Origin of the sequence: Sphingomonas sp., assembly GCF_036269755.1 — a bacterium.
GTDB lineage: Bacteria > Pseudomonadota > Alphaproteobacteria > Sphingomonadales > Sphingomonadaceae > Sphingomonas.
In genome coordinates this window covers 1-23,809 of the sequence record NZ_DATBDV010000009.1, presented here as the reverse complement: position 1 = coordinate 23,809, position 23,809 = coordinate 1, and the positions used below count along the sequence as shown (strand labels likewise).

Below are 23,809 nucleotides of genomic sequence, written 5' to 3'. Positions count from 1 at the left end.
GGGGGAGCGGGCTGGTACCGCGAATAAATAGGAATCCTCATGACCACTGCCCGTATTTACCAGCGCCCCAAGAACGCGATGCAGTCGGGGCGCGCGTACACCGACCGCTGGGTGCTCGAATTCGAGTCGAGCGAAGCCAAGCGCCCCGACCCGCTGACCGGCTGGGCAGGCTCGGGCGACACGCGCGAGCAAGTGCATCTGTTCTTCCCGAGCGCTGAAGCGGCAATCGCCTATGCGGAGAAGGCGGGGATCGCGTTCACCGTCGTCCCCGCCCCCGAGCGCAAGCTCAAGCTCCAGGCCTACGCGGACAATTTTCGTTAGATGAGCGACGGCCCCAACAGCGCGAGCAGCTTGACGTCGATCGCCGTACCCGCCGCGCGGCGCTGGGCGACGAAATCGGCGACGCGGTCGAGCGGCACGCGGTGGACAACGATGTTCTCGTCCCTGGTCCCGCCGCCGTCACCAACTTTCGTCAGCCCCTCGGCGCGGACCAGAGTGAAGCATTCGGTGACCATCCCCGGCGACGCATAGAAGGTGCCGATCGCACTGAGCGTGTCCGCGCGATAGCCGGTCTCCTCCTCGAGCTCGCGCGCTGCCGAGGCTTCGGCGCTCTCCGCCTCGCCCTCGTCGCCGATCAACCCTGCGGGGAGTTCGAGGCAGGCGCGGCCGAGCGGCACGCGATACTGCTCGACCAGCAGAACATGGCCCTCGTCGATCGCGAGCACGACGGCCGCTTCGGTCCCGCCGACGCGGCCGACATATTCCCAGCGCCCGCGCGTCTTGACGTCGATGAAGCGGCCCTTCCAGACCGTTTCCTCGGCCGCGTCCGCGTCGGGAACGCTCACAGCTCGATCAGCCGGTCGGGGAGCTCGTTGACGTCGGCGGCGGTCTTGGGGAAATGCTCGGCGATGATCGCGCCGATCGCGCCGACTGCCGCCGCCATCCCGTCCGCCGGGCGGCCGGCGCGGACCTGGTCGATCAATGCGACCATCGCGTCGCCCCAGCGCTCGTCGGGGACCCTCGTGTGGATTGCCTCATCCGCGACGATTTCGGCGAGACGCTCGTCGATCGACAGATAGAGCAACACGCCGACTCGCGCGACGGTGCGGCGTTCGGCGCCGACCTTGAAATAGCGGATCGCGCGCCCGCGCACCCGCGCGTGCCGCACCCCGCGCGGGGTCAGCGCGATTCGCAGCCGCGCCAGCCGGAACAACAGGATCATCAGCCCCAGCACCACGCCTTGCGCGATCAGCAATACGATCAACCGCGCCGCCATGCCCGGCGCTTCGCCCCATCCGCCGGTCACCCACGCGATCGGCGCATCGAGCATCGCCGGATCGACCGCCACCAACGCGACCACCAGCAGCACCGCAAGCGCCGCCCAGATCATCGCCACGTCGTGATATTCGTCGGAGCGTTGCGCGATGATCGTCAGGATCTCGCCGTCGGTGCCGGCCTCGGCCGCGGTCACCGCCGCGCCGACCGAATCGCGATCGGCCGCGCTCAAGGGAAACCCCATCACCATCCCCCCGACGCCCCGCCGCCGCCGAACGAGCCGCCGCCGCCGCCCGAAAAGCCGCCGCCGCCCCAGCCGCCGCCACCACCACTGTCCGAGCCGCCGCCCGAGCTCCACGACGATCCGCCGCCCGAGCCCCAGCCGCCGCCGAACCCGGGGCCCCACAGCATTACCGGCCAGCCGCTGCCGCGATAGCGCCGCCCGCGCTTGCCGCCGCGCAAGTGCGACAGGAAGATGAAGCCGAAGATCATCAGCCAGACGATCAGCCCCACGGGAACATGACCGCTGCTCACCTCGCGCTTGTTCGCCTTGTCGAAGTCGGCGATCGCGGCGTCGGTGCGCGCCTTGGCTTCGTCGGGGCTCGCGCGAAGCTGCGCGATGATCGCGTCGGTCCCCGCTTCCATCGCGCCCGGCACGTCGCCGGCGCGCAATTTGGGCATCATGTCCTGATTGATGATGACGCTCGACAATGCGTCGGTCAGCACCGGCTCGAGCCCGGTGCCGACCTCGATCCGCGGGCCGCGATGCCCGGCCGGCTCGTTGGGCGCGATGAACAGGATCGCGCCGTTATTGACGTCGTTCAGCCCCACGCCCCACGCCCGGCCGAGGCGATAGCCGTAATCCTCGAGCGGATAGCCCTGCATGTCGGCGATCGTCGCGACGATCAGCTGGCGGTGCGTGTCCTTCTGCAACGCATCGAGCTTCTTCGTCAGGTCGGCCTCGACATCGGGCGGCAGCACGTTGGCGGCATCGACCACGAACCCGGTGAATTTGGGGAAGGTCTGCGCGCCCGCCGGTGCCGCCGCCGCGAACGTCAGCAGCGCCAGCAAGGCCCAGAAACGGCGGAGCGCCATCGCCCCCGGTCTCCTATTCGGCCCGATCAGCTCGCATTACCGAAATTGACCGATGGCGCGGTGTCGGCGCCGGGCGTGGTGGCCTGGAACGGCACCATCGGCTTGGCGCCATAGAATATCTTGGCGCCGATCGCGTCGGGGAAGGTGCGGATCCGCGTGTTATACGCCTGCACCGCGCCGTTGTAATCGTTGAGCGCGATCGAAATGCGGTTCTCGGTCCCTTCGAGCTGGCTCATCAACGTGGTGTAATTGCCCTGACTCTTGAGCTCGGGATAGGCCTCCTGCAGCCGCTGCAGCGACAGCGTGACGCCGGCCTGGGCGCGCTGGAACGCGGCCATCTTGGCGGGATCGGTCAAGTCATCACGCGATACTTGCACTTGATTGGCCGACGCGCGCGCTTGAGTCACCTGAACCAGGATGTCCTTTTCCTGCGCGCCGGCGGCCTTCACCGTCGCGACGAGATTGGGGATCAAATTGGCACGGCGCTGATACTGGATCTGGACGTCGCCCCAGCGCGCCTTGGCGGCTTCTTCCGCGGTCGGCACCGAGTTGATCCCGCACGCGGACAGCATCGCGGCAGCGGCAATGACGATCATGGCACGAAACTTCATGGGGACTACCCTCCAAATCCCTTGGTTCCGCGCAATGTAGTGCCGCCGACCGGTGTTGCAATCGAATATGGCACCGGCCTTCGCTTGCCCGCCGCGACGGGCTCGGCGTATCCTCACCATCGCTGCAAGAGCGGGAGGCAGGGATGTTCAAGGAATTCAAGGCGTTCATCATGCGCGGCAACGTGATGGACCTGGCGATCGCGGTGATCATCGGCGCGGCGTTCGGCAGGATCGTCACGAGTCTCACCGACGACATCATCATGCCGCTGATCGGCAAGGTGTTCGGCGGCCTCGATTTCTCGAGCTACTTCCTCGTCCTCAACCGCGACAAGGTGCCGGCCGCGCTCGCCAATTCGACCGATTACGCGGCGCTCAAAAAGGCCGGCGTCCCGCTGCTCGGATACGGCGAGTTCGTGACGCAAGCAGTCAATTTCGTGATCATCGCTTTCATCATCTTCCTGATGATCCGCGCGGTAAACCGGCTGGCGCCGAAGCCGGAGGAAAAGGCGCCGGGCGATCCCGCAGATGTCGTGTTGCTGCGCGAGATCCGCGACGAGTTGAAGAAGAAATAGATACCTCGTCACCCCGGCCTTGTGCCGGGGTCCGCTGCGCAACGCGCGCCGAGGCTAGAGGCTCTTGCGTATCGCTAGCGGATCGGCGGACCCCGGCACAAGGCCGGGGTGACGGCTATTGCTAAGCCGCCACCAGATCCTCGGCGATCGCGTCGGCGAGGCTCGTCCCGTCCAGAATCCGCGCGGTCTCGTCGCGGACGCGCGCCATCGCCTGGCGGATCGCGCACGCGGCCTCGTCCTTGCAATCGGCGCAGCGGCGGTACGCGGTGCGGCTGACGCACGGCACCAGCGCCAGCGGCCCCTCGATCACGCGGATGATCTCGCCGAGCGAAATCAGATGGACCGGGCGCGACAGGCAATATCCGCCCATCTTGCCGCGATGGCTGTGGAGCAGCCCGGCCTCGCGCAGATCGGCGAGGATCAGCTCGAGGAACTTGCGCGGCACCGTGGCATGGTCCGCGATTCGGTTCATCGGGATCGGCGGTCCGCCGGCGGGCGCTTGCGCCAGATAAAGCATCGCGCGGAGCGCATAACGGGAACGCTGCGTCAACATGGTCGGATACACTATCTCCGCACAATGTGGCGCAGGCGTGGCGGGGCGTTGGTTTTTGGCGATGCGGCGTGGCGATCGAGCAGCAGGGCAGGAGCCGTTCAATCCTCCCCGTTTTAAGGGGAGGAGACCAGCGAAGCTGGTGGAGGGGGCTCTCCTCACCCGATTCACGTGCGGCCCGCCCCCTCCGTCAGCGCTGCGCGCTGCCACCTCCCCGTAAACGGGGAGGACTGAGCAGCCTTTCTTTTAACGCCGAAGCGCCTATATTGGGCGGGCAAGGGTTTCGGCCCGGCTATGGCGATAAACGATGGCGTATAATAGACGCAGCGGACCCGGGGGCAGTACCCGGCGGCTCCACCACCGTCCTCCTTCCAGGGCGACGATGACGGGGCCGAACCAGGATCGACGTGTGTTGAACGGCGCTGTCTTTTGCTCGGAATGGGACCACCGTGACGGCCCATACACAAGTGCCAACGATAACGAAGCACTCGCTATTGCGGCCTAACCCCACGGCTTAACGGCCCAAGGTTAGACTAAAATGCGCGGTTGGACCGCACCGGGCAACAGAAGCGGATTCCAGCGGCCCCCGGGGGGGCCGGGCAACAGAACCCCCCGGACTTTCAGTCCAAGACTCGGAGGCACCGGGCAACAGAAGTCCCCCACTGCGCTTCGCGCAGGGGATTAGCGGAGCTAATCCGCGCCCGGCGCGAAGCCCGGCCGGCCTCGCGCCAGCGAGGACCGACGGCGCGGCTTTGCCGCGACGCCACGCAACCTTTTTCCCTTCGCGCACGCGGAGGAACGGCTTGGTTCGCCACCGCTCCCTTTCCTCTACATCGCCGATTCTTCCGCACGCCTCCCCGGCGAAGGCCGGGGCCCAGTTGCGATCGGCCCGATGCTGGGCCCCGGCCTGCGCCGGGGAAGCGTGAGTTTATCGAGTCCTCGCCACTTTCCTTCCTCTTCGAAAATGCGGTATCCTGGCCGAAATCAGACCCGGGAGAGAGTGACATGGCGACGCTGGCACAGGTCGAGGAAACGATGGCACCCGGCGAGTGGGAAGCGCGAGTCGATCTCGCCGCGGCGTACCGGCTGGTCGCGCTCTACGGGTGGGACGACCTCATCTTCACGCACCTGTCGGCGCGCGTGCCCGGTCCCGAGCACCATTTCCTGATCAACCCCTACGACATGATGTTCGAGGAGATCACCGCCTCCAACCTCGTCAAGATCGATACCGAAGGCAATCCGGTCGGCAAGTCGGAGCACCCGGTCAACCCTGCGGGCTTCACGATCCATTCGGCGATCCACATGGCGCGCGACGATGCCGCCGCGGTGATGCACCTCCACACCCCGCACGGCCAGGCGGTGTCGGCGATGGAGTTCGGGCTGTTGCCGCACACCCAGACCGCGATGATCGCCAAGCACAATGTCGCGTATCACGACTATGAAGGCGTCGCGACCGACCTCGACGAGCGCGAGCGGCTGGTCGCGGATCTCGGCGACAAGCACGCGATGATCCTGCGCAATCACGGCACGCTCGCCGTCGGCAAGACCGTCGGCGATTGTTTCCTGCGGCTCTATTTCCTCGAGCGCGCGTGCCAGGCGCAAGTGATGATGCTGTCGGCGGGGCTGGAGAACCTCAACAACCCGCCGCAGGGCACCGAGGAGAAGGTCGCCGGGCAGACGCCCCCGGGCGGGATGGCGATGGCGGCGGAACGGCTGGCCTGGCCGGCGCTGCTCCGCAAGCTCGACCGGATCGACCCGAGCTTCCGCAACTAGTCCGACGCCGGCCTCGCCTTCCGCGCTATTCGAGCGCCCGCGCCACCGCCAGGCCGAGCGTCGCCGCGCTGAACGGCTTGTCGACGACCGCCGCCTCGGGCAGCCGGAGGCGGACCTCGTCGCCGCTTCCCGTCACGAACAGCACCGCGGGTGCGATCAGCGAAGTGATCGCTTGGACCGCGTCGATCCCGCACCCTTCCGCCAGTTGGACGTCGGCGGTGATCAGCCGCGGCGGCCGCATCGCCGCCGCGGCGATCGCGGCGGTATAGGTGTCGGCAATATCGACGGTCAGCACGCCGCGGTCCCGCAGCACGTGCTCGATCATCTCTGCGAGCAGCGATTCGTCCTCAATGATCAATGCGTGCATCGCACGACTCCCGTATGGGCGGGAGCGCGGTGTCTCTCAGCAGCCGGAACCCAAGGGCAGTCTGCCGGCGGTCTATATCAACGAACCTAACCTCGTTTAGTTGCCCCCGCCAAAATAGATTAGGATGACGCAGTAAAGGAGAGTAAGCCGGGAAAATCCCCGGCGGTTATAACGGCTAATCGGGGACTGAGAGACACAGGCAGCGCTCCCGCCCGAAGGAGTGCCGGCACTTGCCCGAGAATCAATCCGCTACGTTAGCGCCTCTCTTGAACAAATTGCGACTATGGGTCGCGCTCGACGAGGCACAATCCGAGGCGGTGCTCCGCTTGCCGTATTCGATTCGCCGCCTCGAGGCCGGCCAGATGATGGTGTGGGAAGGCGAGAAGCCGACCCACAGCATCGTGTTGCTGTCGGGCTATGCCTATCGCCAGAAGGTTGCGGGCAATGGCGGGCGCCAGATCCTGTCGATCCACATGGCGGGCGACGCGGTCGACCTGCACAACACGTTGCTCGGGGTCGCCGACCACAACGTCCAGGCGCTGACGCAGGTCGAGGCGGCGTTCATTCCGGTCGAAGCAATCCGCACCCTGGCCTTCGCGATGCCGGCGGTCGGAATGGCGATGTGGTACGACACGCTGGTCGACGGGTCGATCTTTCGCGAATGGACGCTCAACATCGGGCGCCGCGACGCGCGCACGCGAGTCGCGCACTTGTTGTGCGAATTCGGGGTGCGGCTGATGTCGGTCGGGATCGGCAAGCAATCCGACTACGAGCTGCCGATGACTCAGGAGCAACTCGCCGATGCGACCGGATTGACATCGGTCCATGTCAACCGGACGTTGAAGGGCCTCGAGCGCGACGGGCTGATCCGGCGCTCGCAACGCGCGATCACCATCGACAATTGGCCCAATTTGGCGCGCGCGGGCGATTTCGAGCCGAGCTATCTGCATCTCGAGCACCGGCATCGGACGCCGCAATAATTGCGCCTACGGAGCGCGAGATTCTGGTAAGTCTTTCATTAATCTTGTTTAGTGCGCGCTTTGCCGATCCTGTCAAAATGCCTTGCGACTCGACGGGGATGCGACATGAACTGCGATAACGACATCGAATATTACCGGCGGCGCGAAGCCGCCGCGCGGGGCTTGGCGGCGCAGGCGGGCAACCCCGCGATTTCGCGCGTTCATCTTGAGATGGCCGAGGAATATGCGCGTCGGGTCGGCCAGGCCGAGTGCTCGACGCCGCGGGCCGCCGCGGCGCGCTAACCAGGTTCGCTGGCCTTACGCGAATTTGGCGTGGCGGATGAACAACATCTCGGCCCGACCGTTGATGAAGCTGAATCCATCGGGATGTATCCGTGGCCGCTTCAGATCCCCCGCAAGACCAGCTCGGCATCGGCGAACTGCTCCAGCAGACGTTCGAGGCGCAGCGCCCGGGGGCGCTCGACCCGTCGATGATCCTGCTCATGCTCGAACTGTCGCGCGCGCGGGAGGAAGCGCTTTCCGCGCCCAAGCCGGCGCCCGCGCCGGTACCGCGCCGCCGACCTTCGTTCGTCTCGCTGATCCCGCGGGCCTTGGTCGCGGGCTACGGAGTCGTCCTGCTCCGCGGCATCCGCCGCCGCTAAGTCGCGGCGCGACGAGGCAAAAATTGACAGTTAACGCGTTGGCAGGAATGATTTTTCGGGAACCATGCCCCGCCTTCCGGCTTTGTCGTGCGAGCAAGCGGGAGCCAGTAGTTTGAACGCCACCGACATCGCCAGACGCGCCGCGCGCGCCCCACGCCTCAAGGTCTTCCAGCCGGTCGAGGTCGATAGCGGGTCCGGACCGACCAGGGCGCATCTGCTCAACGTCTCGCACACCGGCGCGCTCGTCCATTGCGCCAGCGCGCCGGACGAGGGCGCGTCGATCTATATCGGCCTGCCCGGCACGAGCCGCCATGCGCGCGTGGTGTGGCGCGACGGCAAGAGGTTCGGTGCCGAGTTCGTCGGCCAGCTCACCGCCGCGCAGATCGAGGAAGTGCTGGCCGCGCAGACCAGCCTCGCCGCGCGAGCACCGCGCCACGCCGGACCGGTCGCGCGCGCCGCCTGACGGCGCGACCGGTCCGCGCGACTCCTTACGGGTGCCGCTTACGGGTGCTTGTCGCGAAGCCTGCCGCCGATCGCGCCCGCGACGCTGCCGACGAATGCCCCGATCACCAGCGAAACGCCGGTGAACGCCGCGAACGACGCCGCGACCTTGCGCGCTTCGTCGACCGCATCGCGGGTCGCGGCGACATCGACCGGCCCGGCCGCGAGGCTCGACAGCGCCGAGGCGGCCACCGCGATGATCGCGACGATCACCGTCGCCGTCGCCCACACCAGGAATCCGTGCGCGGTGTCGCGAAAGAACACCTCGTCGGTGTGCAGCCCGTGCCAGCGCACGCGCAGCCGCCCGGCGATATACCCGCCCAGCGCCGCCGACAGCCATTGCGTGATGACCAGCCAGATGCCCGCGCCGATCGTGAAGGTCGACGGCTTCGCGCCCACCCCCGGCCAAGGCGACGCCTCCGCCAGACCGAACGCCGAGCCCAGCATCAACAGCGTCAGCGTCACCGCGATCGCCGCCACGGTGCCCGCGCTCACCGCCGACCAGGCGATCGCCGACGGGCTCGCGCCCGGCTCGGCGGCGGCGGGATAGAGGTCGCGATCGACCTCGCTATAGGGTCCCGTCGCCACGATCAGTGCCAGAACAACAGGAGCAGAATGATGATGGGCAACGGAATGCCCAGCAGCCACAGCAAGATGCCTTTTCCCACAGCCTCTTCCTTTCGTTTCGGCGCCGGATCGACGCACGTTCTCAACGTGCGATGAGCCGCGCAGGTTCCGCCCCCGAAACGACGCCGCAGCGGGCCGGCTCAGCCGCCCCCGCCGCTCCCGCGCTGCCCGCCGCGCCGCTTCGCCCATTCGCGCCGGTCGCGCGCCAGCGTCGCGGGGCCGATCCGTTCGTGCGCGATCCGCTCCGCCTCGATCAGCTCGAGCTTGCGCAGGATGCCGGGCCGCATCTCGTCGAGCGACTTTGGCCAGCCGCGCTTCCCCGGCCGCCCGCCGATCGCATGGACCTGGTGCTTGTGCATGTGGAGCAGGTGGATCGCCTGCGCGACGCTCATCGGCGGCATCGCCAGCTCGGGCTCGAACGGATCGGTGTCGCCCATCGCGTTGGCGGCGTTCGCGATCAGCGCGGCTTCGATGCGCAAATATCCGGTCTCGATCGCTGCGCGCCAGCGCTCGGCGAACCCCGGCCAGCGCTTCGCGTGGCCATAAGCCGAAGCCGCGGTCAGCCCGACCTCCGCGCACGCCGCCTTGACGTTGCACGTCGCCGCCAGCGTCGCGAGGAAGCGCGCCTCGACCCGCGGCGTCCATTGCCGCAACCGCGCCCGCGCAATCTGGGTGCGCCGCCCGTTGGTGCCGCGCACGACCAGCTCCTCGCCGTCGAGCGAGCCCCAGCCGGCCGGCGGCCGGACAGACCCGCCGTCGCTCCGGACGTGATCCGGGGCCGAGGCCGCATTCGCCGCGATGCCCGTCGCTTGCGCGCGCAGCCGCGCCCTCGCCGCCTCCACCGCCGCCGTCATCCGCGCAGCGAATGCGGGGTCGGTCGATTGGTGGAGCGACACCCACGAGCGCGAGACCTTCGCGCGCTCGGCGGCGATCGTCCGGTTGCCGGTCTCGGCCAGCGCGCGAAAGAACGCCGCGACTCGGGCGGGGGATGTTTTCGCCGTCATGCGATGCCTCCTGCTGGTGAGCGAGGCGGTCGAACTATGCCGGAGCGGGGGTTGTAGGAAAGTCGTTTTTGCGTGCGCCGGCAACGACGGACGTCGGTCGCACCGCCTGGCCAACCCGTTCCGGCGCGACCCGTCCGCTGCCGGACGATCGGGCTTCAGACGATCGCGGTATCGGCCCTCATTTCTTGACCACGGGCGTGATTTCAAGCGACCCCGGCTCGACGATATTCACGCCGGAAAAGACGAACATCCCGCCACGGAACTCGATCAGGCTGTAATCCTTGTACCGGCCCAGATCGAATCCCCCCCACTTCAACGGCTTGCCGAGGAAGGGGAGCAAGCCGTTGGTCTTGACCTTGGCCTGGTCATTCCGCGGGAAGGGCTGCGCCCGATCGAGCAGCATCACGTTGACGGCGGTGTCCAGCTCGGCCGTCAGGAGCTCCTTCAGGCGGGCGCCGTTGTTGTCGGTCAGGCTCGCGAGCGGCTCCGGCTGACCCTCGCAGCAGAAATACTTGATCGTCTTCCCTTTATCGCCGGTCGTACCGTCCGTGACCTTCGTCTTCAGCACGACATAGGGACGGACATCATCGGTCTTTTTGACGAACGTGAGCACGACATACGGCGTCACCTCCATCGTGCTGCCGCCCGGCTGGGGCGTGAGCGTGAAGGCGTTGCGGAACCTGTCGCCCGCCATCATCGTGTTGGTCATCTCGATCGCCCTTGCCCGGACGTCGAAGCGCAGGTCATCCTCGACATTGCGGACCTTGGCCGTGCCGGCCTGTGTGTTGATCGAGCTCTGCACCAGCATGCCGACCACGCCGAACAGCATCCCGATCCCGCCGCCCCCCTGTTGCCCGGAGATGACGACGTTGCTGTCGGGAATGCGATGGACGCCCATGGGCAGATCGCTCATCCCGTTCGCGCCTTTTTCCGAAAAGACGATGGTCGTCGCCGCGGCTGGCGCCGGTGCCGGTGCCGGTTCGGCCTTGTCCTGTGCGGCGGTCGCCTGTGGCATCAACGCTGACACGCTCGCGATCATCGCGAGAACGACGGTACGCTTCATCTTATATTCCCCCTCAAACCCGGCTCGAGACGCCGCCCCCCGGCTTCTGCTTGGCAGCCATATCGATTGTTAATCCACAGGGTTCGCCAATAACAACCATATAAACGCGGGCGCGGCGCCAAGATTTAGCGAAAGCTAAATCGCGACCAGCGCCGCGCCGGCCGGCGGCGCCGGAAGCGCCGTCCGACGACGCGGGATTTACTCCCGCGGCGGGCGCACACTTCCCTTGACGATACCCATATAGATCACCGTATTGTCGTGTTGCCGATCAGTGAAAAGCGATTAGATAATAGCCGTACGTAGGGGAGGTGGGATGCTGCTGGCAATTGATCGCTCTACGCGTGCTCTTCAGGCGTGCGGGCAAATAATCGATACGGTAACTCGAAACTGCGCGACGACCCCTCCGCCAGTTCCCACAGCAACGGCATCGCCAAACTGGGATGCAATGGCAAATTCCTTTGCGTCGCTTTCCACAGCGATTGCTTGGGGATCGGTGATCTTCGCCCTGATCGGGATCGTAGCGGGTATTGCATGGGGCAAAATCGTCACTATACAAGCAGAGAACGAAGCGAGAACGGAGGCGAAGCGGGCCGCCAATGAGCTAATTAAGGAATGGTTGTCAAACCAAGCGCCAGCGATCATTCGTGCTCACGTAGAGCTTATGGGCCGAACTGTTCTACGGGGCGACGAGGATGATGATGCCGCCGCAGACGAAATTGGAAAGAATGCTGGGTGATGAACGATCCCATTACTGTTATTGAAAAATACGCGGACGCAATCCCGGTGCCCGTATATGATATTATCTCGCAACTTGGGCTGGGCCCATGTTTCGAACGACTGGACGACAACATTTCAGGTTGGATAGAACGCGAAGATGATGGCAGCTATCGTATTGTAATAAATGATGCGCACCCGCTTACGCGCCAGCGTTTCACTGCGGCCCATGAACTCGGCCACTTTATCTATCACCGGGACCTTTTAGGCCCGGGCACTGGCGATACGCGCGCTTATCGCGCAGAACAAACGCCACTTCCGAATGCAGCGATCCGTCCGATCCACGAACGTCAGGCAAACAATTTCGCTGCCAATCTTTTGATGCCGGCCAACTCGATTGAGCGTTTGAGAGCCGCAGGTATTAACGACGTCGCAGTGATGGCAGATCGACTAGGTGTATCAGTTGACGCCATGAAAATCAGGTTGGGTTCTTAAATCTTTCGTGTAACGGTGGTAGCTAGGTCGATCCGCGTCTAGGCGGAAGAATTCGCGAAGCGCTAGGGACCTGGCGCTCATCGGAGCGCTGGCTCGCATGAACGAAACATGGTGGGTCAATTCGGGCCAGCTCGATGCGGACCAAAAGAACGTTCTAAAAGCCGACATCGACGAGAGCCTTTTAATTAAAGGGCCTCCTGGATCGGGTAAGACGAATATCCTCCTCCTACGGGCAAACTACGTTCGATCAAAAGCGCCGAGGATACTGTTCATAACGTTCACCAGAACCCTTGCTGAATTTATCAAGTCTGGGCCTTCAATCGGGCGGGCGGATCAAATTCAGGCGACAGAAATAAAGACATTCATGGGCTGGGGAAAAGGTTTTCTGCGCGATTCTGGCGAAGTTTTTGCTGATCCAAAAACAACTTTTGTCGCAAGTAGAGCCGCTTTAATTACCGCATTATCGGAATATATCTCGAACAACAATCCGGGCAAAATCTACGATTCGGTGTTTGTTGACGAGGTGCAGGACTTTAAGGAGGCGGAGCTAGATATTCTTGCTCGCCTATCGGAAACGGTAAATTCTGCTGGCGACTCTAGACAGGCTATTTGGGAGCACAACGAGGGCCTTCCAGCAATGGAAGCCTTGGCGACTTCCATCGTTGACTTGAAAAAACACTACCGGATCGGCCTCAAGATATGTCAGTTCGCTGATCGAATCCTGCCCCCACCGTTAGGCGCACCGCCTATGGCTAAGGATTGCGCCTACGATGAGAGTGCTCGCCCCTCTTCCGTCACGTCAATCGAATGCACCGGCGATCACGATCAATGGCTTCGATGTTTGGAGGAGGTGAAACGTCAAATACGCTACATTTCCGACGAGCCGATCCTGGTGCTTTCGCAAACTGGAGCGGCGCGCGACGCATTTTGGGCGGAGCTAGTTGCCGATGGCGAGTTGCTCCCGAAGGCGCTACTCCAAGCGAGCGATAATTACGAAGCGTTCGGACCTGACTCGCTGGTGCGTGTGATGACGATCGCCTCAGCTAAGGGTTCCGAGGCGCGGGCGGTTCATATACTAAGGGCTGACGGGCTTACCACAGGGCTGAGAGAGCTAGCGTTCACCGCAGTTACGAGGGCGAAAACCGAGGTGACACTTTACTATAACAGCATACTTCCGGGGCACCTCCAATCGCCCGAAGATGTGTTGCCCGAAATCGACTCGCTGTTTTGAAGGGGCCATTATGTCGGCGCGGTTGATGTTTTGTCACTTGGCACGCGAGAGTCTGCCAGAGCTACTCGGTAGGCCCATCGAGGCCTCATTCCGGCCCGGAACGATGGAGGACATCGCTCGCCTCAAATGGGCGTTGCGGGAGTGGGTTGTTGGATATTGGGATTTTGTATCCTCGCCGATGCCGGACTTCATCGTCGTACCCAATGAAGAATATGACGATGCCTTGGCTTGGCTTGCGGCTTATTTGCCTGGATTGTCGCCGGTCTCGCAGTGGTGTCGACTTTGGAAGGCCGATGACTTTCTAGAGCTTTTAACTGTCCCTCCGCGCCCAATGCTGGATAGCCGGCTAGCGGCCTGGACCGGTGCGATAATTTCCGAGCTTGCTGCCGATAATCCGACAGCCAATTTGAAGGAAGCTAGCGGCGCAATTGCGCTGACCACCTCCACCTATAGCATGGCTAGGGCCGCATCGGTTTGGCACCAATATCGAAGCTTTGAAGAGCTGGATCGTCGCCATAACGTTATTTTCGGCCGTGCTCGTGCGAAGAGCGACGTGGACGGCGGCCTACTGCCACTTTGGTATGTGCTATCTGGTGAGACGTGGTGTTCGCGGCCACCAGCAGAAGCGCGAGCGCTTGAGATTATCCGAGGCCTTGTAGACCAACTTGCTTCCGTCGATTTCCTCTCACAGGAGGAGATTGTCGATGCTGCTACGATATTGGCTGGGCACTATGACTTACCCGAGCTCAAGAGCTGTGCAGCAGGACCACAATCGCTGCGAGTGGAGGCACTCGATAAGCTAGCAGGAAAGCTCTTCGCTGGTCCCAAGACTGCCGCAACTAGCGCGATCATGGGGTTCGGAGCGAGCTTGATCGATCCAGGCGCAGTGATCTTACCTGAACTGCTAAGACGCTACGAGAATGTTGTTCCGGCCTCTGTAGTTTGGGCGGGGGCATTTGCTGGACTATGGGCACCCGTAAGGGTCATGTCGGAGCACGCGGGGCTAGGTCGAATTATCAGCAAGGAATTGCTTTCTCAAAGCGACTTATTCTCCAAACCTTCAACTGATATCTCTTTCGAAGAGCTATCTCGATGGACCGGCGGGAGCTTTAACGTGCGCCCGGCCGTACGCGGGTTGATGGCTCGCTTCCTGTTTGTCGAGCTAATGCCGGGCGTCGCTATTCCGTTTTCAACGGCCCGAAACGAAGCGCGAACAGAGGCTCAATCAATGGGCGCGGCAAAGCAGGCTTCATTAGACCTTGAAGCGAATAACAAACAGGGCAGCGGGGATATATTGAGCCGCCTCGAACAGGTCGAACGCATACTGGCTGAGCTAACCCGCAAGGCGGCAAGGCAGGTTAAGCCAAGCAGCCGATCAAGCCGCTAAAAGTAATGTTGGTTGAGGATGTTGGGCAGTCGACGCGAGATAGCGATTTATCTAACGATAACGATGCCATAGCATAAACGCTTGGCGGAGACCGAGTCCGCCATGGTCAGCGCCGGCCATAAGGACCTTCAAAAAAGGCCCCGGCGTCACCGCCGAGGCCTCTTTCTTCAATCCAGCCTATAGGCTCAATCGTCGTTGCGGTCGCCCGTCAGGAACGCCGGCGCGAATTCGGGCGCGGGGCCGTCGTCGCGGGTTTCCGAGCGCTCGCGGCGCGGGCCACGGTCCGACCGCTCGCCGCCACCGCCGCCTTCGCGACGCGGGCCACGATCTCCGCCGCCGTCACGACGCGGGCCACGGTCGCGGTCGCCGCCACGGCCACCGCCGCCATCACGGCCCCCATCTCGACGGGGCCCGCGATCGCCGCGCGGACCGCGGTCGCCGCCTTCACGCGGCTCGCGCGGCGGGCGAGTGTCTTCGAGCTCGGCGCCGGTTTCCTGATCGACGACTCGCATCGACAGGCGGACCTTGCCGCGCGGATCGATCTCGAGCACCTTGACCTTGACGTCCTGGCCTTCGCTGAGGACGTCGGAGACCTTTTCGACGCGCTCGTTCTTGATCTCGCTGACGTGGACGAGGCCGTCCTTGCCGCCCATGAAGTTCACGAACGCGCCGAAATCGACCAAATTGACGACCTTGCCGTCATAGACCTTGCCGACCTCCGGCTCCTCGACGATGCCGCGGATCCACTTCATCGCCGCCTCGATCTGGGCGATGTCGGACGACGACACCTTGATCGTGCCTTCGTCGTCGATGTCGACCTTGGCGCCGGTGGTGGCGACGATCTCGCGGATCACCTTGCCGCCGGTGCCGATGACGTCGCGGATCTTCGACTTGTCGATCGACATCGTCTCGATCCGCGGGGCGTGCGCCGACAGTTCCTCACGCGTGTGGTCGAGCGCCTTGGCCATTTCGCCGAGGATTTGTGCGCGGCCTTCATTGGCCTGGGCCAATGCGACCTTCATGATCTCCTCGGTGATGCCGGCGATCTTGATGTCCATCTGCAACGAGGTGATGCCCTCACTGGTGCCCGCGACCTTGAAGTCCATGTCGCCGAGGTGATCCTCGTCGCCCAGAATGTCGGACAGGACGGCGAAATCCTTGCCCTCGAGGATCAGGCCCATCGCGATGCCGCTGACCGGGCGCTTGATCGGCACGCCGGCGTCCATCAGGCTGAGCGACCCGCCGCACACCGTCGCCATCGACGACGATCCGTTCGATTCGGTGATGTCCGAGGTGACTCGGATCGTGTACGGGAACTCCTCCTTCGACGGCAGCACCGCGTGCAAAGCGCGCCAGGCGAGCTTGCCGTGGCCGATGTCGCGGCGGCTGGGCGCCCCGAAGCGGCCGACTTCGCCGACCGAATAAGGCGGGAAGTTATAGTGCAGCATGAAGTGCTGGTACGAAAGACCGCCGAGGCCATCGATCATCTGCTCGGCGTCCTTGGTGCCGAGCGTGGTGGTGGCGATCGTCTGAGTCTCGCCGCGAGTGAACAGCGCCGAGCCGTGCGCGCGCGGCAGGAAGTGGACTTCCGCCTCGATCGAGCGGACCTGCGTGGTCGAGCGGCCGTCGATGCGCTTGCCGGTCTTGAGGATCGCGCCGCGGACGATTTCCGCCTCGAGCTTCTTGACCAGCTTGGACGCCGCGAGCTGCTCCTGCGCGGGCTTGTCGGCCATCGCCGCCTTGGCCTTGGCGCGAGCCTCGGCCAGCGCGGTCTGGCGCTGCGACTTGTCGACCATCTTGTAGGCGGCGTCGATGTCCTTGCCGATCAGCGACTTGAGCTCGGCCTTGACCGCCGAGGTGTCGGTCGCCTGCTTGAGCTCCCACGGCTCCTTGGCGGCTTGCTCGGCGAGCTTGATGATCGCCTTGATCACGTCCTGCGACGCGCGATGCGCGAACATCACCGCGCCGAGCATGACGTCCTCGGACAGCTCCTTGGCTTCCGATTCGACCATCATCACCGCGTTGTGGGTGGCGGCGACCATCAGGTCGAGCTCGCCCTCGGCGACTTGCGAATCGCTCGGGTTGAGGATGTACTCGCCTTGGCTGTAGCCGACGCGCGCGGCGCCGATCGGGCCCATGAACGGCACCCCCGACAGCGTCATCGCGGCCGAAGCGGCGATCATCGCCAGCAAGTCGGGCTCGTTCTCGCCGTCGTAGCTCATCACCTGCGCGATGCAGTTGATCTCGTTGTAGAACCCCTCGGGAAACAGCGGCCGCAGCGGCCGATCGATCAGCCGGCTGACGAGCGTCTCGCGCTCGGTCGCGCCGCGCTCGCGCTTGAAGAAGCCGCCGGGGATACGACCCGAGGACGAGAACTTCTCCTGATAATGGACGGTGAGCGGGAAGAAATCCTGCCCTTCCTTGACCGACTTGGCGGCGGTGACCGCGCACAGCACGACGGTCTCGCCGAGCGTCGCGATCACCGCGCCGTCGGCCTGGCGGGCAACCTTGCCCGTTTCGAGCGTGAGGGTCTTGCCGCCCCACTCGATGCTTACCTTCTTCGAATCGAACATTTTATTTCCTTCGTCCGGCGGCCCTATGCCTGCCGGTGCCTGATGGGACCCATGAAAGTAGTACTTTCATGGGAGCCCGAATAAGGACCTGCCTTCAGGTCCTGGTGGCGGAGAGTTCCGCCGCCGGCCCGCACCGAATTGTACGCGGCCGAATAAGCGAAACGGCGCCCGAAGGCGCCGTTCCTGAATTCATTTGCGTAGGCCCAGCTTCGCGATCAGCGCGAGATAGCGGTCGCCTTCGGTCTTGCGCAGATAGTCGAGCAGCGAGCGGCGCTTGTTGACCATCATCAAGAGGCCGCGGCGCGAATGGTTGTCCTTCGCGTGGGTCTTGAAATGCTCGGTCAGCGTCTTGATGCGGTCAGTCAGGATTGCGACCTGGACCTCAGGGCTGCCGGTGTCGCCTTCGGCGCGGGCATGTTCCTTGATCAGCGCTTCCTTGCGCTCGGGGGTAATCGACATTCTGTTTCCTTCGACATCGCGGACTAAAGGTTGAAACCGCGGACGACACGGGCTTCCCCGCTGCTGACCTCGACCAATGCGACAGGGGTTTCGCCCAGAATCGCGAAGTAGAGGCCATCGTCTTTGGCAATCCCGGCCAGAACGCGCCCCTGTCGGAGCGCTCCTGCCTGGTCGGGGTCGAGCGCAAGAGCCGGGATGTCGTCCAGCCCCGCCCTCAATGGCAGGAGGCGTTGTTCAAGGCTGCGCGCCTTAGCGAGTTCGTCCAGTTTGTCCAGCGATATCGCTTGGCGGAGGTCGAACGGTCCGGCCTTGGTGCGCCGGAGCATCGTCACATGGCCGACGGTGCCGAGGGCGTGTGCGATGTCGCGAGCGAGGCTGCGGATGTAGGTGCCTTTGGAGACGTGGATGGTGAGGGTGATTTCTTCCAGCGTCGCCCCGGCGGAGGCCGGGGCCGGAGAATTGATTGCGCCGCCATCGCCCGGCAACGCTGCGGCCCCGGCCTCCGCCGGGGCGACGTCGAGATTGTACACCGTCACTGCCCGGGTCGCGAGCACCACCTCCTCGCCGGCCCGCGCGAGATCGTACGCCCGTTTGCCTTCAACCTTGAGCGACGAATAGGCCGGCGGCACCTGATCGATCGCACCGGTGAAACGCGGCAGCACCGCTTCCACCTCCGAGAGCGTGGGTCGCACATCGCCCTCCGCCACGATCTTGCCCTCGAGATCGAGCGTGTCGGTCTCGACCCCGAACCGACAAGTAAACTCATACACCTTGTCGCTGTCGAGCATCCGTCCGGCGAGCTTGGTCGCCTCGCCGATCGCGACGGGCAGGACGCCCGTGGCGAGCGGATCGAGCGTGCCGCCATGACCGACCTTGGCCTTGCCGTATCCACCCTGGCGCAGCGCGCGCTTGACCGCGCTCACCGCCTGGGTCGAGCCGAGCCCGAGCGGCTTGTCGAGAATGATCCAGCCATGCATCCGCGCGGCCTAGCGCGCGGCGGGGTGCGGGTCAGCCCTTCTTTGGCCTCTTCACCTTCTTCGGCGGGCCGGCGCTGGTGACGAGGCTGTCGATGTAGCAGCGCTGACCGTCCACCAGCAGCACGCCGGTGCGGTCGAGCGAGGTGCCGCCGAAGCGTGTATCGACCGCGATCCGGTTGGCGAAGGGCAGCCCAGTGCAGACCCCGGAAATGGTCGCATAATACCAATGACGGCGCTGATCCTGCAGCCACACGCCGCGGTGGCCGTCGGCCTCGAAATCATAGAGACCTATCGTCCCGATGAAGGGGATGCTGGTCTCCTTGCCGAGTTCGACCGGCACCGGCGGCCGTTTGTGCGCCAGGGCGGGGCTGGCGAGCGTGGCCGCGGAAATCGCGATCAGCGAAAGGGGGATGAACGGGTGGCGCATGTGATGATCCTTTACCGGGGGACTATAGTCCTAAGCGCCTGAACCCGCCCTGAAGATCAGCCCAGCCCGCCGAATGTCCGGGCCAATACGCCGATGACGGCCTCGGTGATCGGATACACGATGCGCGCCACCACGTTCGCGCCCGGGGCGATGCTCGGCAACACGACGAGCAGGATGAGCATCACCGGAAACGCGAACGGCCGCAGCCGGGCATATTGCGCGGCTAGCGGCCGCGGTAGCACCGCTTCGACGACGTGCCCGCCATCGAATGGCGGCACCGGCAATAGGTTGAAGATCGCCAGGAAGACGTTGATCAGCAGGAAATTGACTAGGTTCTCGTTGATGAATCCCGCCAACCCTTCGCCCGGCAACGCGCCGCCGTGCCGCGACGCGACCATGCCGATGACTGCGGCGGTGATCGCCGCCAGCACGAGGTTGGTGCCCGGCCCCGCAAGCGCGACCAACGCCATGTCGCGGCGCGGGTGGCGCATGCGCGACGCAACCACCGGTACTGGCTTGGCCCAGCCGAAGATCGGCACGTGCGCGAGCGCCAGCACCATCGGCACGAGCACTGTCCCGATCGGATCGACATGGCGGATCGGGTTGAGCGTCAGCCGCCCCTCCCGTTCGGCAGTACGGTCGCCAAGCAGCCGCGCGAGATAGCCGTGCGCGACTTCGTGGAACACGATCGCGATCACCAGCGGGATCAGCCAGACTGCGATCTGCCAAACGGTATTGTTCACTTGGCCGCTTCCAGCCGCGCGGCGACAAAATGCTTGCGGCACATCGCGACATAGCGGTCATTGCCGCCGATCTCCGTCTGCGCGCCTTCAACCACCGCGCGGCCATCGGCGTCGACGCGCATGTTCATCGTCGCCTTGCGCCCGCATTCACACACCGACTTTATTTCGACCAGAGCGTCGGCGAGCGCGAGCAATCGCGCCGCTCCGGGAAACAGGTCGGCCTGGAAGTCGGTGCGCAGGCCATAAGCGAGCACGGGAATACCGATCACGTCGGCGAGGTGCGCGAGCTGATCAACTTGCGCGGCGGTCAGGAACTGAGCCTCGTCGACCAGCACACAGGCCACCGGTTCGTGCGCATGCCGCTCCGCGACGATCGCGGCAATGTCGGTGCCGCCCTCGAACGGGATCGCCGTCTGATCGAGCCCGATCCGCGAGGTGATCGTCCCTTCTGCGAAACGATCGTCGATCGCTGCGGTAAAGAGCATCGTCTTCATGCCCCTCTCGCGATAGTTGAAGTCCGCCTGGAGGAGCGTGGTCGATTTTCCCGCGTTCATCGACGCGTAGTAGAAATAGAGCTTGGCCATCAGATCAGGGTCTCGACAGGAATTGGCGAGTCTTGTCCGGCGTCTCCGGCGATACTGCCGTCAAACGTCGCAAAGATTGTCGCATGAGTGGTGCTGGCGATATGGACGACGTCCGCGAAATCGGCTCCTGCCTCATAACGATTGAGCGCCCAGATCGCATTGGGCGGCAAGTCATGAAGCGCTGGCAGGTCGATCAGCAGGCGCAGGCCGTGCACGATCATCGGGCGGGTCCACCTGTACCAAGACCGCAAGACCCATTCGGTTTCGAGGAAAACACTGGTCGGCAGGATAAAGGCTTCCGCCATGATGGCGCGAGCCACCGACGACTGCACCTGATCGTCCCCCGTCAAGAACCGGAGCACGACATTTGTGTCGATCGCCCGAGTCAGATGTCGTCCTTCGACTTGGCCGCGAACATGGAATCGACGGCAGCATCCATCTGTTCGATGGTGGCCGGCGGACCGCTATGGGTATAGATCTTTCGCAGCTCCGCAAAAATCTCGTCCGTCGATCGACCACTTTTGCGGTGGGCAACGCTCAGCAGAACGCCGCTCGCCGTTTGCTTGACATCGAGCACCTGACCCGGTTGCAGACCTAGTGCATCGCGCACGTCCTTCGGGATCACCACCTGGCCTTTGGCCGACATTTTCGTCGTCGCGTTCATTAAGGTAAGATGCGTCTTACCTTACTCGATGTCAAGGTCGCGCGCCACATGCGGATCGCGCAGCAGCGTATCGATATGGCTGCCCTCGTCGAAGCTTTCGTCGGCGAGGAACTTGAGCTTCGCCGCGTATTTGGTCTTCACCCGCGCGGCGACCTCGCGCTGGAGATAGGCGGTGTTGGTGCGCAGCGCCTTGAGCACCGCGTCCTCGTCCTTGCCGAGCAACGGCTTCACGAACACCGTCGCGTGGCGCAGATCGGGCGACATCCGCACTTCGGTGATCGACAGCATGTGGCTGCCGAGCGTGTCGTCATGGACGTCGCCGCGCTGAAGGATTTCCGACAGCACATGCCGCACCTGCTCGCCGACGCGTAAGGTACGTACCGATTTTTCCCGAGGTTCGTTTTTCATCTCGATCTCCAATCCCTCTCCCCCTGTGGGAGAGGGAGGGAGCCGACGAAGTCGGCGGAAGGGGAACGGGAAAGGGGATCGAGTCCCCTCATCCTTCCCATCGCTAACGCTATGGGTCCCTTCCCTCTCCCACAAGGGGCGAGGGAGATTTACAGCGTCCGTTCGCGCAGCTCGACCTCAAAGGTTTCGAGGAAGTCGCCCGGCTTGATGTCGATGAAGTTCTGGCTGAACGTCACGCCGCATTCGAGTCCCGCGCGAACTTCGGGAACGTCGTCCTTGAAGCGCCGCAGCGACGCGATCTCGCCCGAATAGATGATGACATCGTCGCGGGTGATGCGCGCCTTGAGCGCCTTCCTGATGACGCCTTCGGTAACCAAGAGCCCCGCCGCCTTGCCGTGCTTGCCGGCCGAGAACACTTCGCGGATTTCGGCGCGGCCGACCACGGTCTCGAACGCTTCGGGGCCGAGTTCGCCCGCCATGCCGGCGCGGATTTCGTCGGTCAGTTCGTAGATCACGTCGTAATATTTGAGCGCGACCTTCTGCCGATCGGCGATCTCGCGCGCCTTGGCGTTGGCGCGGACGTTGAAGCCGATGATCGGCGCCCCCGACGCACCCGCGAGCGTCACGTCGCTTTCGGTGATGCCGCCGACGCCCGAATGGAGCACGCGCGCCTTGATCAGGTCGGTCGAGATCTTGTTGATCGCGCCCACAATGGCTTCGACCGTCCCTTGGGTATCGGCCTTGACCACCAGCGGATATTCGATCGCCTGCTTTTCCTTCAGCGCCGAGAACATCGAATCGAGGCTGGCCGGCGCGTTGGTCGTGCGCTTCTGCTGAATGACGCCGGCGCGATATGCGGCGACCTCGCGGGCGCGCGCTTCGTTCTCGACCACCTGCAGCGGATCGGCGGCCTGCGGCACGCCGGTCATGCCGAGGATCTCGACCGGCATCGACGGCCCGGCTTCCTTGATCTGTCGGCCCTTGTCGTCGACCAGCGCGCGGACCTTGCCGCTTTCGGCGCCGACCACGAACACGTCGCCGACCTTGAGCGTGCCGCGCGTGACGAGCACCGTCGCGACCGGTCCGCGGCCCTTGTCGAGCTTGGCCTCGATCACGGTGCCTTCGGCGTCGCGATCGGGGTTGGCCTTCAGTTCGAGCAATTCGGCCTGGAGCTGGATCTTCTCGATCAGCTGGTCGAGCCCGGTCTTCTTGGTCGCGGAGACCTCGACGTCCTGAGTCTCGCCGCCCATTTCCTCGACCTGGACGTCGTGCTCGAGCAACCGCTCGCGCACCCGCTGGGCATTGGCTTCGGGCTTGTCGATCTTGTTGATCGCGACGATCATCGGAACGCCCGCCGCCTTGGTGTGATTGATCGCCTCGATCGTCTGCGGGCGGAGGCCGTCGTCTGCCGCCACCACCAGGATGACGATATCGGTGACGTTGGCCCCGCGCGCGCGCATCTCCGAGAATGCCTCGTGGCCCGGAGTGTCGAGGAAGGTGATCTTCGACTTGTCCGGAAGGCTGACCTGATAAGCGCCGATATGCTGGGTAATGCCGCCAGCTTCGTGGGCGACGACATCGGCGCCGCGGATCGCGTCGAGCAGTGAGGTCTTGCCGTGATCGACGTGGCCCATGATGGTGACCACGGGCGGACGCGGCTGGAGGCTTTCGGGCGCATCGACGTCAATCGAGCTGTCGATATCGATATCGCTCTCGCTGACGCGCTTGATGCGGTGCCCGAACTCGGTGACCAGCAACTCGGCCGTGTCCTGGTCGATGGTCTGGGTGAGCGTCACCGGGCTGCCCATCTTGAAGAGGGCCTTCACGAGATCGGCGCCGCGCTCGGCCATGCGGTTAGCGAGCTCCTGGACGGTGATCGACTCGGGGACGACGACATCGCGGACCTGCTTGGCCGACGGGCCAACCTCCATATGGTGGCGCTTTTCCTTTTCGCGCGCGCGGCGAAGAGCAGCGAGCGAACGCGCGCGGCTGTCGTCCTCGTCAGACAAAGCGCGGGAAACGGTGAGCTTGCCCGAGTGGCGGCGGTCTTCGCGGCTGCGGGTCGGGCGCGCGGGCTCCGGCCGCTTG

30 protein-coding genes and 1 other RNA gene are annotated in these 23,809 nt (G+C 64.2%); 12 read left to right on the top strand and 19 right to left on the bottom strand.

Annotated elements, in window-relative coordinates; all coding sequences use genetic code 11:
• Positions 1–39 precede the first annotated feature (39 nt).
• Positions 40–321 (top strand): ETC complex I subunit, encoded by a 282-nt coding sequence (locus VH326_RS06765; protein ID WP_329631045.1) that lies wholly within the window; start codon positions 40–42, stop codon positions 319–321.
• Here VH326_RS06765 and VH326_RS06760 read toward each other — a convergent pair.
• Genes VH326_RS06760 through VH326_RS06745 form a run of 4 tightly spaced genes read right to left on the bottom strand, consistent with a single transcriptional unit; the run spans position 318 to position 2,981 of the window.
• Positions 318–845, bottom strand: a complete 528-nt coding sequence (locus VH326_RS06760) for an NUDIX hydrolase (protein WP_329631044.1) — start codon at positions 843–845, stop codon at positions 318–320. The two genes, VH326_RS06765 and VH326_RS06760, sit on opposite strands and share 4 nt — an antisense overlap.
• Complete coding sequence (locus VH326_RS06755) at positions 842–1,519, bottom strand: TPM domain-containing protein (RefSeq protein ID WP_329631043.1); 678 nt, start codon at positions 1,517–1,519, stop codon at positions 842–844. The genes VH326_RS06760 and VH326_RS06755 overlap by 4 nt, the downstream gene beginning before the upstream one ends.
• Positions 1,519–2,370: a TPM domain-containing protein gene (locus tag VH326_RS06750; protein ID WP_329631042.1), complete on the bottom strand. Its 852-nt coding sequence runs from the start codon at positions 2,368–2,370 to the stop codon at positions 1,519–1,521. Before VH326_RS06750 ends, VH326_RS06755 begins: the two co-directional genes overlap by 1 nt.
• Before the next feature lie 26 nt (positions 2,371–2,396).
• Positions 2,397–2,981: a LemA family protein gene (locus VH326_RS06745; protein WP_329631041.1), complete on the bottom strand. Its 585-nt coding sequence runs from the start codon at positions 2,979–2,981 to the stop codon at positions 2,397–2,399.
• A gap of 143 nt (positions 2,982–3,124) precedes the next feature.
• Between VH326_RS06745 and mscL the strand changes: the two genes are divergently transcribed.
• Positions 3,125–3,553: a large conductance mechanosensitive channel protein MscL gene (mscL, locus tag VH326_RS06740; protein WP_329631040.1), complete on the top strand. Its 429-nt coding sequence runs from the start codon at positions 3,125–3,127 to the stop codon at positions 3,551–3,553.
• Positions 3,554–3,674: 121 nt separating this feature from the next.
• Here mscL and VH326_RS06735 read toward each other — a convergent pair whose 3' ends face one another.
• Positions 3,675–4,106: an Rrf2 family transcriptional regulator gene (locus tag VH326_RS06735; protein ID WP_329631039.1), complete on the bottom strand. Its 432-nt coding sequence runs from the start codon at positions 4,104–4,106 to the stop codon at positions 3,675–3,677.
• Between the two features lie 233 nt (positions 4,107–4,339).
• Between VH326_RS06735 and ssrA the strand changes: the two genes are divergently transcribed.
• Both ssrA and VH326_RS06725 read left to right on the top strand, forming a co-directional pair.
• Positions 4,340–4,681: a transfer-messenger RNA gene (gene ssrA / locus VH326_RS06730) on the top strand.
• Between the two features lie 427 nt (positions 4,682–5,108).
• Positions 5,109–5,876 carry a class II aldolase/adducin family protein gene (locus VH326_RS06725; RefSeq protein ID WP_329631038.1) on the top strand — a complete coding sequence of 256 codons (768 nt, stop codon included), beginning with the start codon at positions 5,109–5,111 and terminating at the stop codon, positions 5,874–5,876.
• 25 nt (positions 5,877–5,901) lie between these two features.
• On the opposite strand, the gene VH326_RS06720 is transcribed toward VH326_RS06725, so the two are convergent.
• Positions 5,902–6,243, bottom strand: coding sequence for a response regulator (locus VH326_RS06720; RefSeq protein WP_329631037.1), 342 nt, complete (start codon positions 6,241–6,243; stop codon positions 5,902–5,904).
• A 266-nt stretch (positions 6,244–6,509) separates the two neighbouring features.
• Here VH326_RS06720 and VH326_RS06715 point away from each other — a divergent pair, with 266 nt between their 5' ends.
• The 4 genes from VH326_RS06715 (at position 6,510) to VH326_RS06700 (ending at position 8,327) form a co-directional block, all read left to right on the top strand.
• On the top strand, positions 6,510–7,223 hold the full coding sequence (locus tag VH326_RS06715; RefSeq protein WP_329631036.1) for a Crp/Fnr family transcriptional regulator: 714 nt from the start codon (positions 6,510–6,512) through the stop codon (positions 7,221–7,223).
• Positions 7,224–7,328: 105 nt separating this feature from the next.
• A complete protein-coding gene (locus VH326_RS06710; protein ID WP_329631035.1) occupies positions 7,329–7,505 on the top strand; it encodes a hypothetical protein in 177 nt (58 codons plus the stop codon).
• A gap of 92 nt (positions 7,506–7,597) precedes the next feature.
• A complete protein-coding gene (locus VH326_RS06705) occupies positions 7,598–7,864 on the top strand; it encodes a hypothetical protein (protein WP_329631034.1) in 267 nt (88 codons plus the stop codon).
• A 112-nt stretch (positions 7,865–7,976) separates the two neighbouring features.
• Entirely contained in the window at positions 7,977–8,327 is a 351-nt protein-coding gene (locus tag VH326_RS06700; protein WP_329631033.1) for a PilZ domain-containing protein, read from the top strand.
• A 38-nt stretch (positions 8,328–8,365) separates the two neighbouring features.
• Here the strand turns inward: VH326_RS06700 and VH326_RS06695 are convergent, their stop codons facing one another.
• The 3 genes from VH326_RS06695 to VH326_RS06685 all read right to left on the bottom strand — a co-directional run bounded on the left by VH326_RS06695 (position 8,366) and on the right by VH326_RS06685 (position 11,059).
• The gene (locus VH326_RS06695) at positions 8,366–8,953 is read right to left on the bottom strand and encodes a hypothetical protein (RefSeq protein ID WP_329631032.1); all 588 of its coding nucleotides are present in this window, start codon (positions 8,951–8,953) and stop codon (positions 8,366–8,368) included.
• A 179-nt stretch (positions 8,954–9,132) separates the two neighbouring features.
• Positions 9,133–9,996, bottom strand: coding sequence for a hypothetical protein (locus VH326_RS06690; protein ID WP_329631031.1), 864 nt, complete (start codon positions 9,994–9,996; stop codon positions 9,133–9,135).
• A 178-nt stretch (positions 9,997–10,174) separates the two neighbouring features.
• Positions 10,175–11,059, bottom strand: a complete 885-nt coding sequence (locus tag VH326_RS06685; RefSeq protein ID WP_329631030.1) for a hypothetical protein — start codon at positions 11,057–11,059, stop codon at positions 10,175–10,177.
• 445 nt (positions 11,060–11,504) lie between these two features.
• Here VH326_RS06685 and VH326_RS06680 point away from each other — a divergent pair, with 445 nt between their 5' ends.
• The 4 genes from VH326_RS06680 to VH326_RS06665 all read left to right on the top strand — a co-directional run bounded on the left by VH326_RS06680 (position 11,505) and on the right by VH326_RS06665 (position 14,886).
• Positions 11,505–11,795 carry a hypothetical protein gene (locus tag VH326_RS06680; RefSeq protein WP_329631029.1) on the top strand — a complete coding sequence of 97 codons (291 nt, stop codon included), beginning with the start codon at positions 11,505–11,507 and terminating at the stop codon, positions 11,793–11,795.
• Positions 11,795–12,268, top strand: coding sequence for an ImmA/IrrE family metallo-endopeptidase (locus VH326_RS06675; protein ID WP_329631028.1), 474 nt, complete (start codon positions 11,795–11,797; stop codon positions 12,266–12,268). Before VH326_RS06680 ends, VH326_RS06675 begins: the two co-directional genes overlap by 1 nt.
• 97 nt (positions 12,269–12,365) lie before the next feature.
• Positions 12,366–13,499: a UvrD-helicase domain-containing protein gene (locus VH326_RS06670; RefSeq protein ID WP_329631027.1), complete on the top strand. Its 1,134-nt coding sequence runs from the start codon at positions 12,366–12,368 to the stop codon at positions 13,497–13,499.
• A 103-nt stretch (positions 13,500–13,602) separates the two neighbouring features.
• A complete protein-coding gene (locus VH326_RS06665; RefSeq protein ID WP_329631026.1) occupies positions 13,603–14,886 on the top strand; it encodes a hypothetical protein in 1,284 nt (427 codons plus the stop codon).
• Between the two features lie 185 nt (positions 14,887–15,071).
• Here VH326_RS06665 and pnp read toward each other — a convergent pair whose 3' ends face one another.
• From pnp to infB, 10 genes are all read right to left on the bottom strand, one after another.
• On the bottom strand, positions 15,072–17,459 hold the full coding sequence (pnp, locus tag VH326_RS06660) for a polyribonucleotide nucleotidyltransferase (protein WP_329631025.1): 2,388 nt from the start codon (positions 17,457–17,459) through the stop codon (positions 15,072–15,074).
• A 189-nt stretch (positions 17,460–17,648) separates the two neighbouring features.
• Positions 17,649–17,918 carry a 30S ribosomal protein S15 gene (gene rpsO, locus VH326_RS06655; protein ID WP_146569285.1) on the bottom strand — a complete coding sequence of 90 codons (270 nt, stop codon included), beginning with the start codon at positions 17,916–17,918 and terminating at the stop codon, positions 17,649–17,651.
• A 23-nt stretch (positions 17,919–17,941) separates the two neighbouring features.
• Positions 17,942–18,895 (bottom strand): tRNA pseudouridine(55) synthase TruB, encoded by a 954-nt coding sequence (truB, locus tag VH326_RS06650; RefSeq protein WP_329631024.1) that lies wholly within the window; start codon positions 18,893–18,895, stop codon positions 17,942–17,944.
• Between the two features lie 31 nt (positions 18,896–18,926).
• A complete protein-coding gene (locus tag VH326_RS06645; protein WP_329631023.1) occupies positions 18,927–19,322 on the bottom strand; it encodes a DUF6491 family protein in 396 nt (131 codons plus the stop codon).
• 56 nt (positions 19,323–19,378) lie between these two features.
• Complete coding sequence (locus tag VH326_RS06640) at positions 19,379–20,065, bottom strand: site-2 protease family protein (RefSeq protein WP_329631022.1); 687 nt, start codon at positions 20,063–20,065, stop codon at positions 19,379–19,381.
• The gene (locus tag VH326_RS06635; protein ID WP_329631021.1) at positions 20,062–20,649 is read right to left on the bottom strand and encodes a thymidine kinase; all 588 of its coding nucleotides are present in this window, start codon (positions 20,647–20,649) and stop codon (positions 20,062–20,064) included. The genes VH326_RS06640 and VH326_RS06635 overlap by 4 nt, the downstream gene beginning before the upstream one ends.
• Positions 20,649–21,026 carry a type II toxin-antitoxin system VapC family toxin gene (locus tag VH326_RS06630; RefSeq protein WP_329631355.1) on the bottom strand — a complete coding sequence of 126 codons (378 nt, stop codon included), beginning with the start codon at positions 21,024–21,026 and terminating at the stop codon, positions 20,649–20,651. Before VH326_RS06630 ends, VH326_RS06635 begins: the two co-directional genes overlap by 1 nt.
• An 8-nt stretch (positions 21,027–21,034) precedes the next feature.
• Positions 21,035–21,313: an AbrB/MazE/SpoVT family DNA-binding domain-containing protein gene (locus VH326_RS06625; protein WP_329631020.1), complete on the bottom strand. Its 279-nt coding sequence runs from the start codon at positions 21,311–21,313 to the stop codon at positions 21,035–21,037.
• Between the two features lie 21 nt (positions 21,314–21,334).
• Positions 21,335–21,721 (bottom strand): 30S ribosome-binding factor RbfA, encoded by a 387-nt coding sequence (gene rbfA, locus VH326_RS06620; protein ID WP_329631019.1) that lies wholly within the window; start codon positions 21,719–21,721, stop codon positions 21,335–21,337.
• Between the two features lie 149 nt (positions 21,722–21,870).
• Positions 21,871–23,809: translation initiation factor IF-2 (gene infB, locus VH326_RS06615; RefSeq protein WP_329631018.1), on the bottom strand; the 1,939-nt coding region annotated here is incomplete at its 5' end.

Coding starts and splice junctions, on each gene's coding strand:
- VH326_RS06765 (WP_329631045.1), top strand. CDS start 40: ATGACCACTGCCCGTATTTACCAGCGCCCCAAGAACGCGATGCAGTCG.
- VH326_RS06755 (WP_329631043.1), bottom strand. CDS start 1,519: ATGGGGTTTCCCTTGAGCGCGGCCGATCGCGATTCGGTCGGCGCGGCG.
- VH326_RS06750 (WP_329631042.1), bottom strand. CDS start 2,370: ATGGCGCTCCGCCGTTTCTGGGCCTTGCTGGCGCTGCTGACGTTCGCG.
- VH326_RS06745 (WP_329631041.1), bottom strand. CDS start 2,981: ATGAAGTTTCGTGCCATGATCGTCATTGCCGCTGCCGCGATGCTGTCC.
- mscL (WP_329631040.1), top strand. CDS start 3,125: ATGTTCAAGGAATTCAAGGCGTTCATCATGCGCGGCAACGTGATGGAC.
- VH326_RS06735 (WP_329631039.1), bottom strand. CDS start 4,106: ATGTTGACGCAGCGTTCCCGTTATGCGCTCCGCGCGATGCTTTATCTG.
- VH326_RS06725 (WP_329631038.1), top strand. CDS start 5,109: ATGGCGACGCTGGCACAGGTCGAGGAAACGATGGCACCCGGCGAGTGG.
- VH326_RS06720 (WP_329631037.1), bottom strand. CDS start 6,243: ATGCACGCATTGATCATTGAGGACGAATCGCTGCTCGCAGAGATGATC.
- VH326_RS06710 (WP_329631035.1), top strand. CDS start 7,329: ATGAACTGCGATAACGACATCGAATATTACCGGCGGCGCGAAGCCGCC.
- VH326_RS06690 (WP_329631031.1), bottom strand. CDS start 9,996: ATGACGGCGAAAACATCCCCCGCCCGAGTCGCGGCGTTCTTTCGCGCG.
- VH326_RS06685 (WP_329631030.1), bottom strand. CDS start 11,059: ATGAAGCGTACCGTCGTTCTCGCGATGATCGCGAGCGTGTCAGCGTTG.
- VH326_RS06680 (WP_329631029.1), top strand. CDS start 11,505: ATGGCAAATTCCTTTGCGTCGCTTTCCACAGCGATTGCTTGGGGATCG.
- VH326_RS06675 (WP_329631028.1), top strand. CDS start 11,795: ATGAACGATCCCATTACTGTTATTGAAAAATACGCGGACGCAATCCCG.
- VH326_RS06670 (WP_329631027.1), top strand. CDS start 12,366: ATGAACGAAACATGGTGGGTCAATTCGGGCCAGCTCGATGCGGACCAA.
- VH326_RS06665 (WP_329631026.1), top strand. CDS start 13,603: ATGGAGGACATCGCTCGCCTCAAATGGGCGTTGCGGGAGTGGGTTGTT.
- pnp (WP_329631025.1), bottom strand. CDS start 17,459: ATGTTCGATTCGAAGAAGGTAAGCATCGAGTGGGGCGGCAAGACCCTC.
- rpsO (WP_146569285.1), bottom strand. CDS start 17,918: ATGTCGATTACCCCCGAGCGCAAGGAAGCGCTGATCAAGGAACATGCC.
- truB (WP_329631024.1), bottom strand. CDS start 18,895: ATGCATGGCTGGATCATTCTCGACAAGCCGCTCGGGCTCGGCTCGACC.
- VH326_RS06645 (WP_329631023.1), bottom strand. CDS start 19,322: ATGCGCCACCCGTTCATCCCCCTTTCGCTGATCGCGATTTCCGCGGCC.
- VH326_RS06635 (WP_329631021.1), bottom strand. CDS start 20,649: ATGGCCAAGCTCTATTTCTACTACGCGTCGATGAACGCGGGAAAATCG.
- VH326_RS06625 (WP_329631020.1), bottom strand. CDS start 21,313: ATGAACGCGACGACGAAAATGTCGGCCAAAGGCCAGGTGGTGATCCCG.
- rbfA (WP_329631019.1), bottom strand. CDS start 21,721: ATGAAAAACGAACCTCGGGAAAAATCGGTACGTACCTTACGCGTCGGC.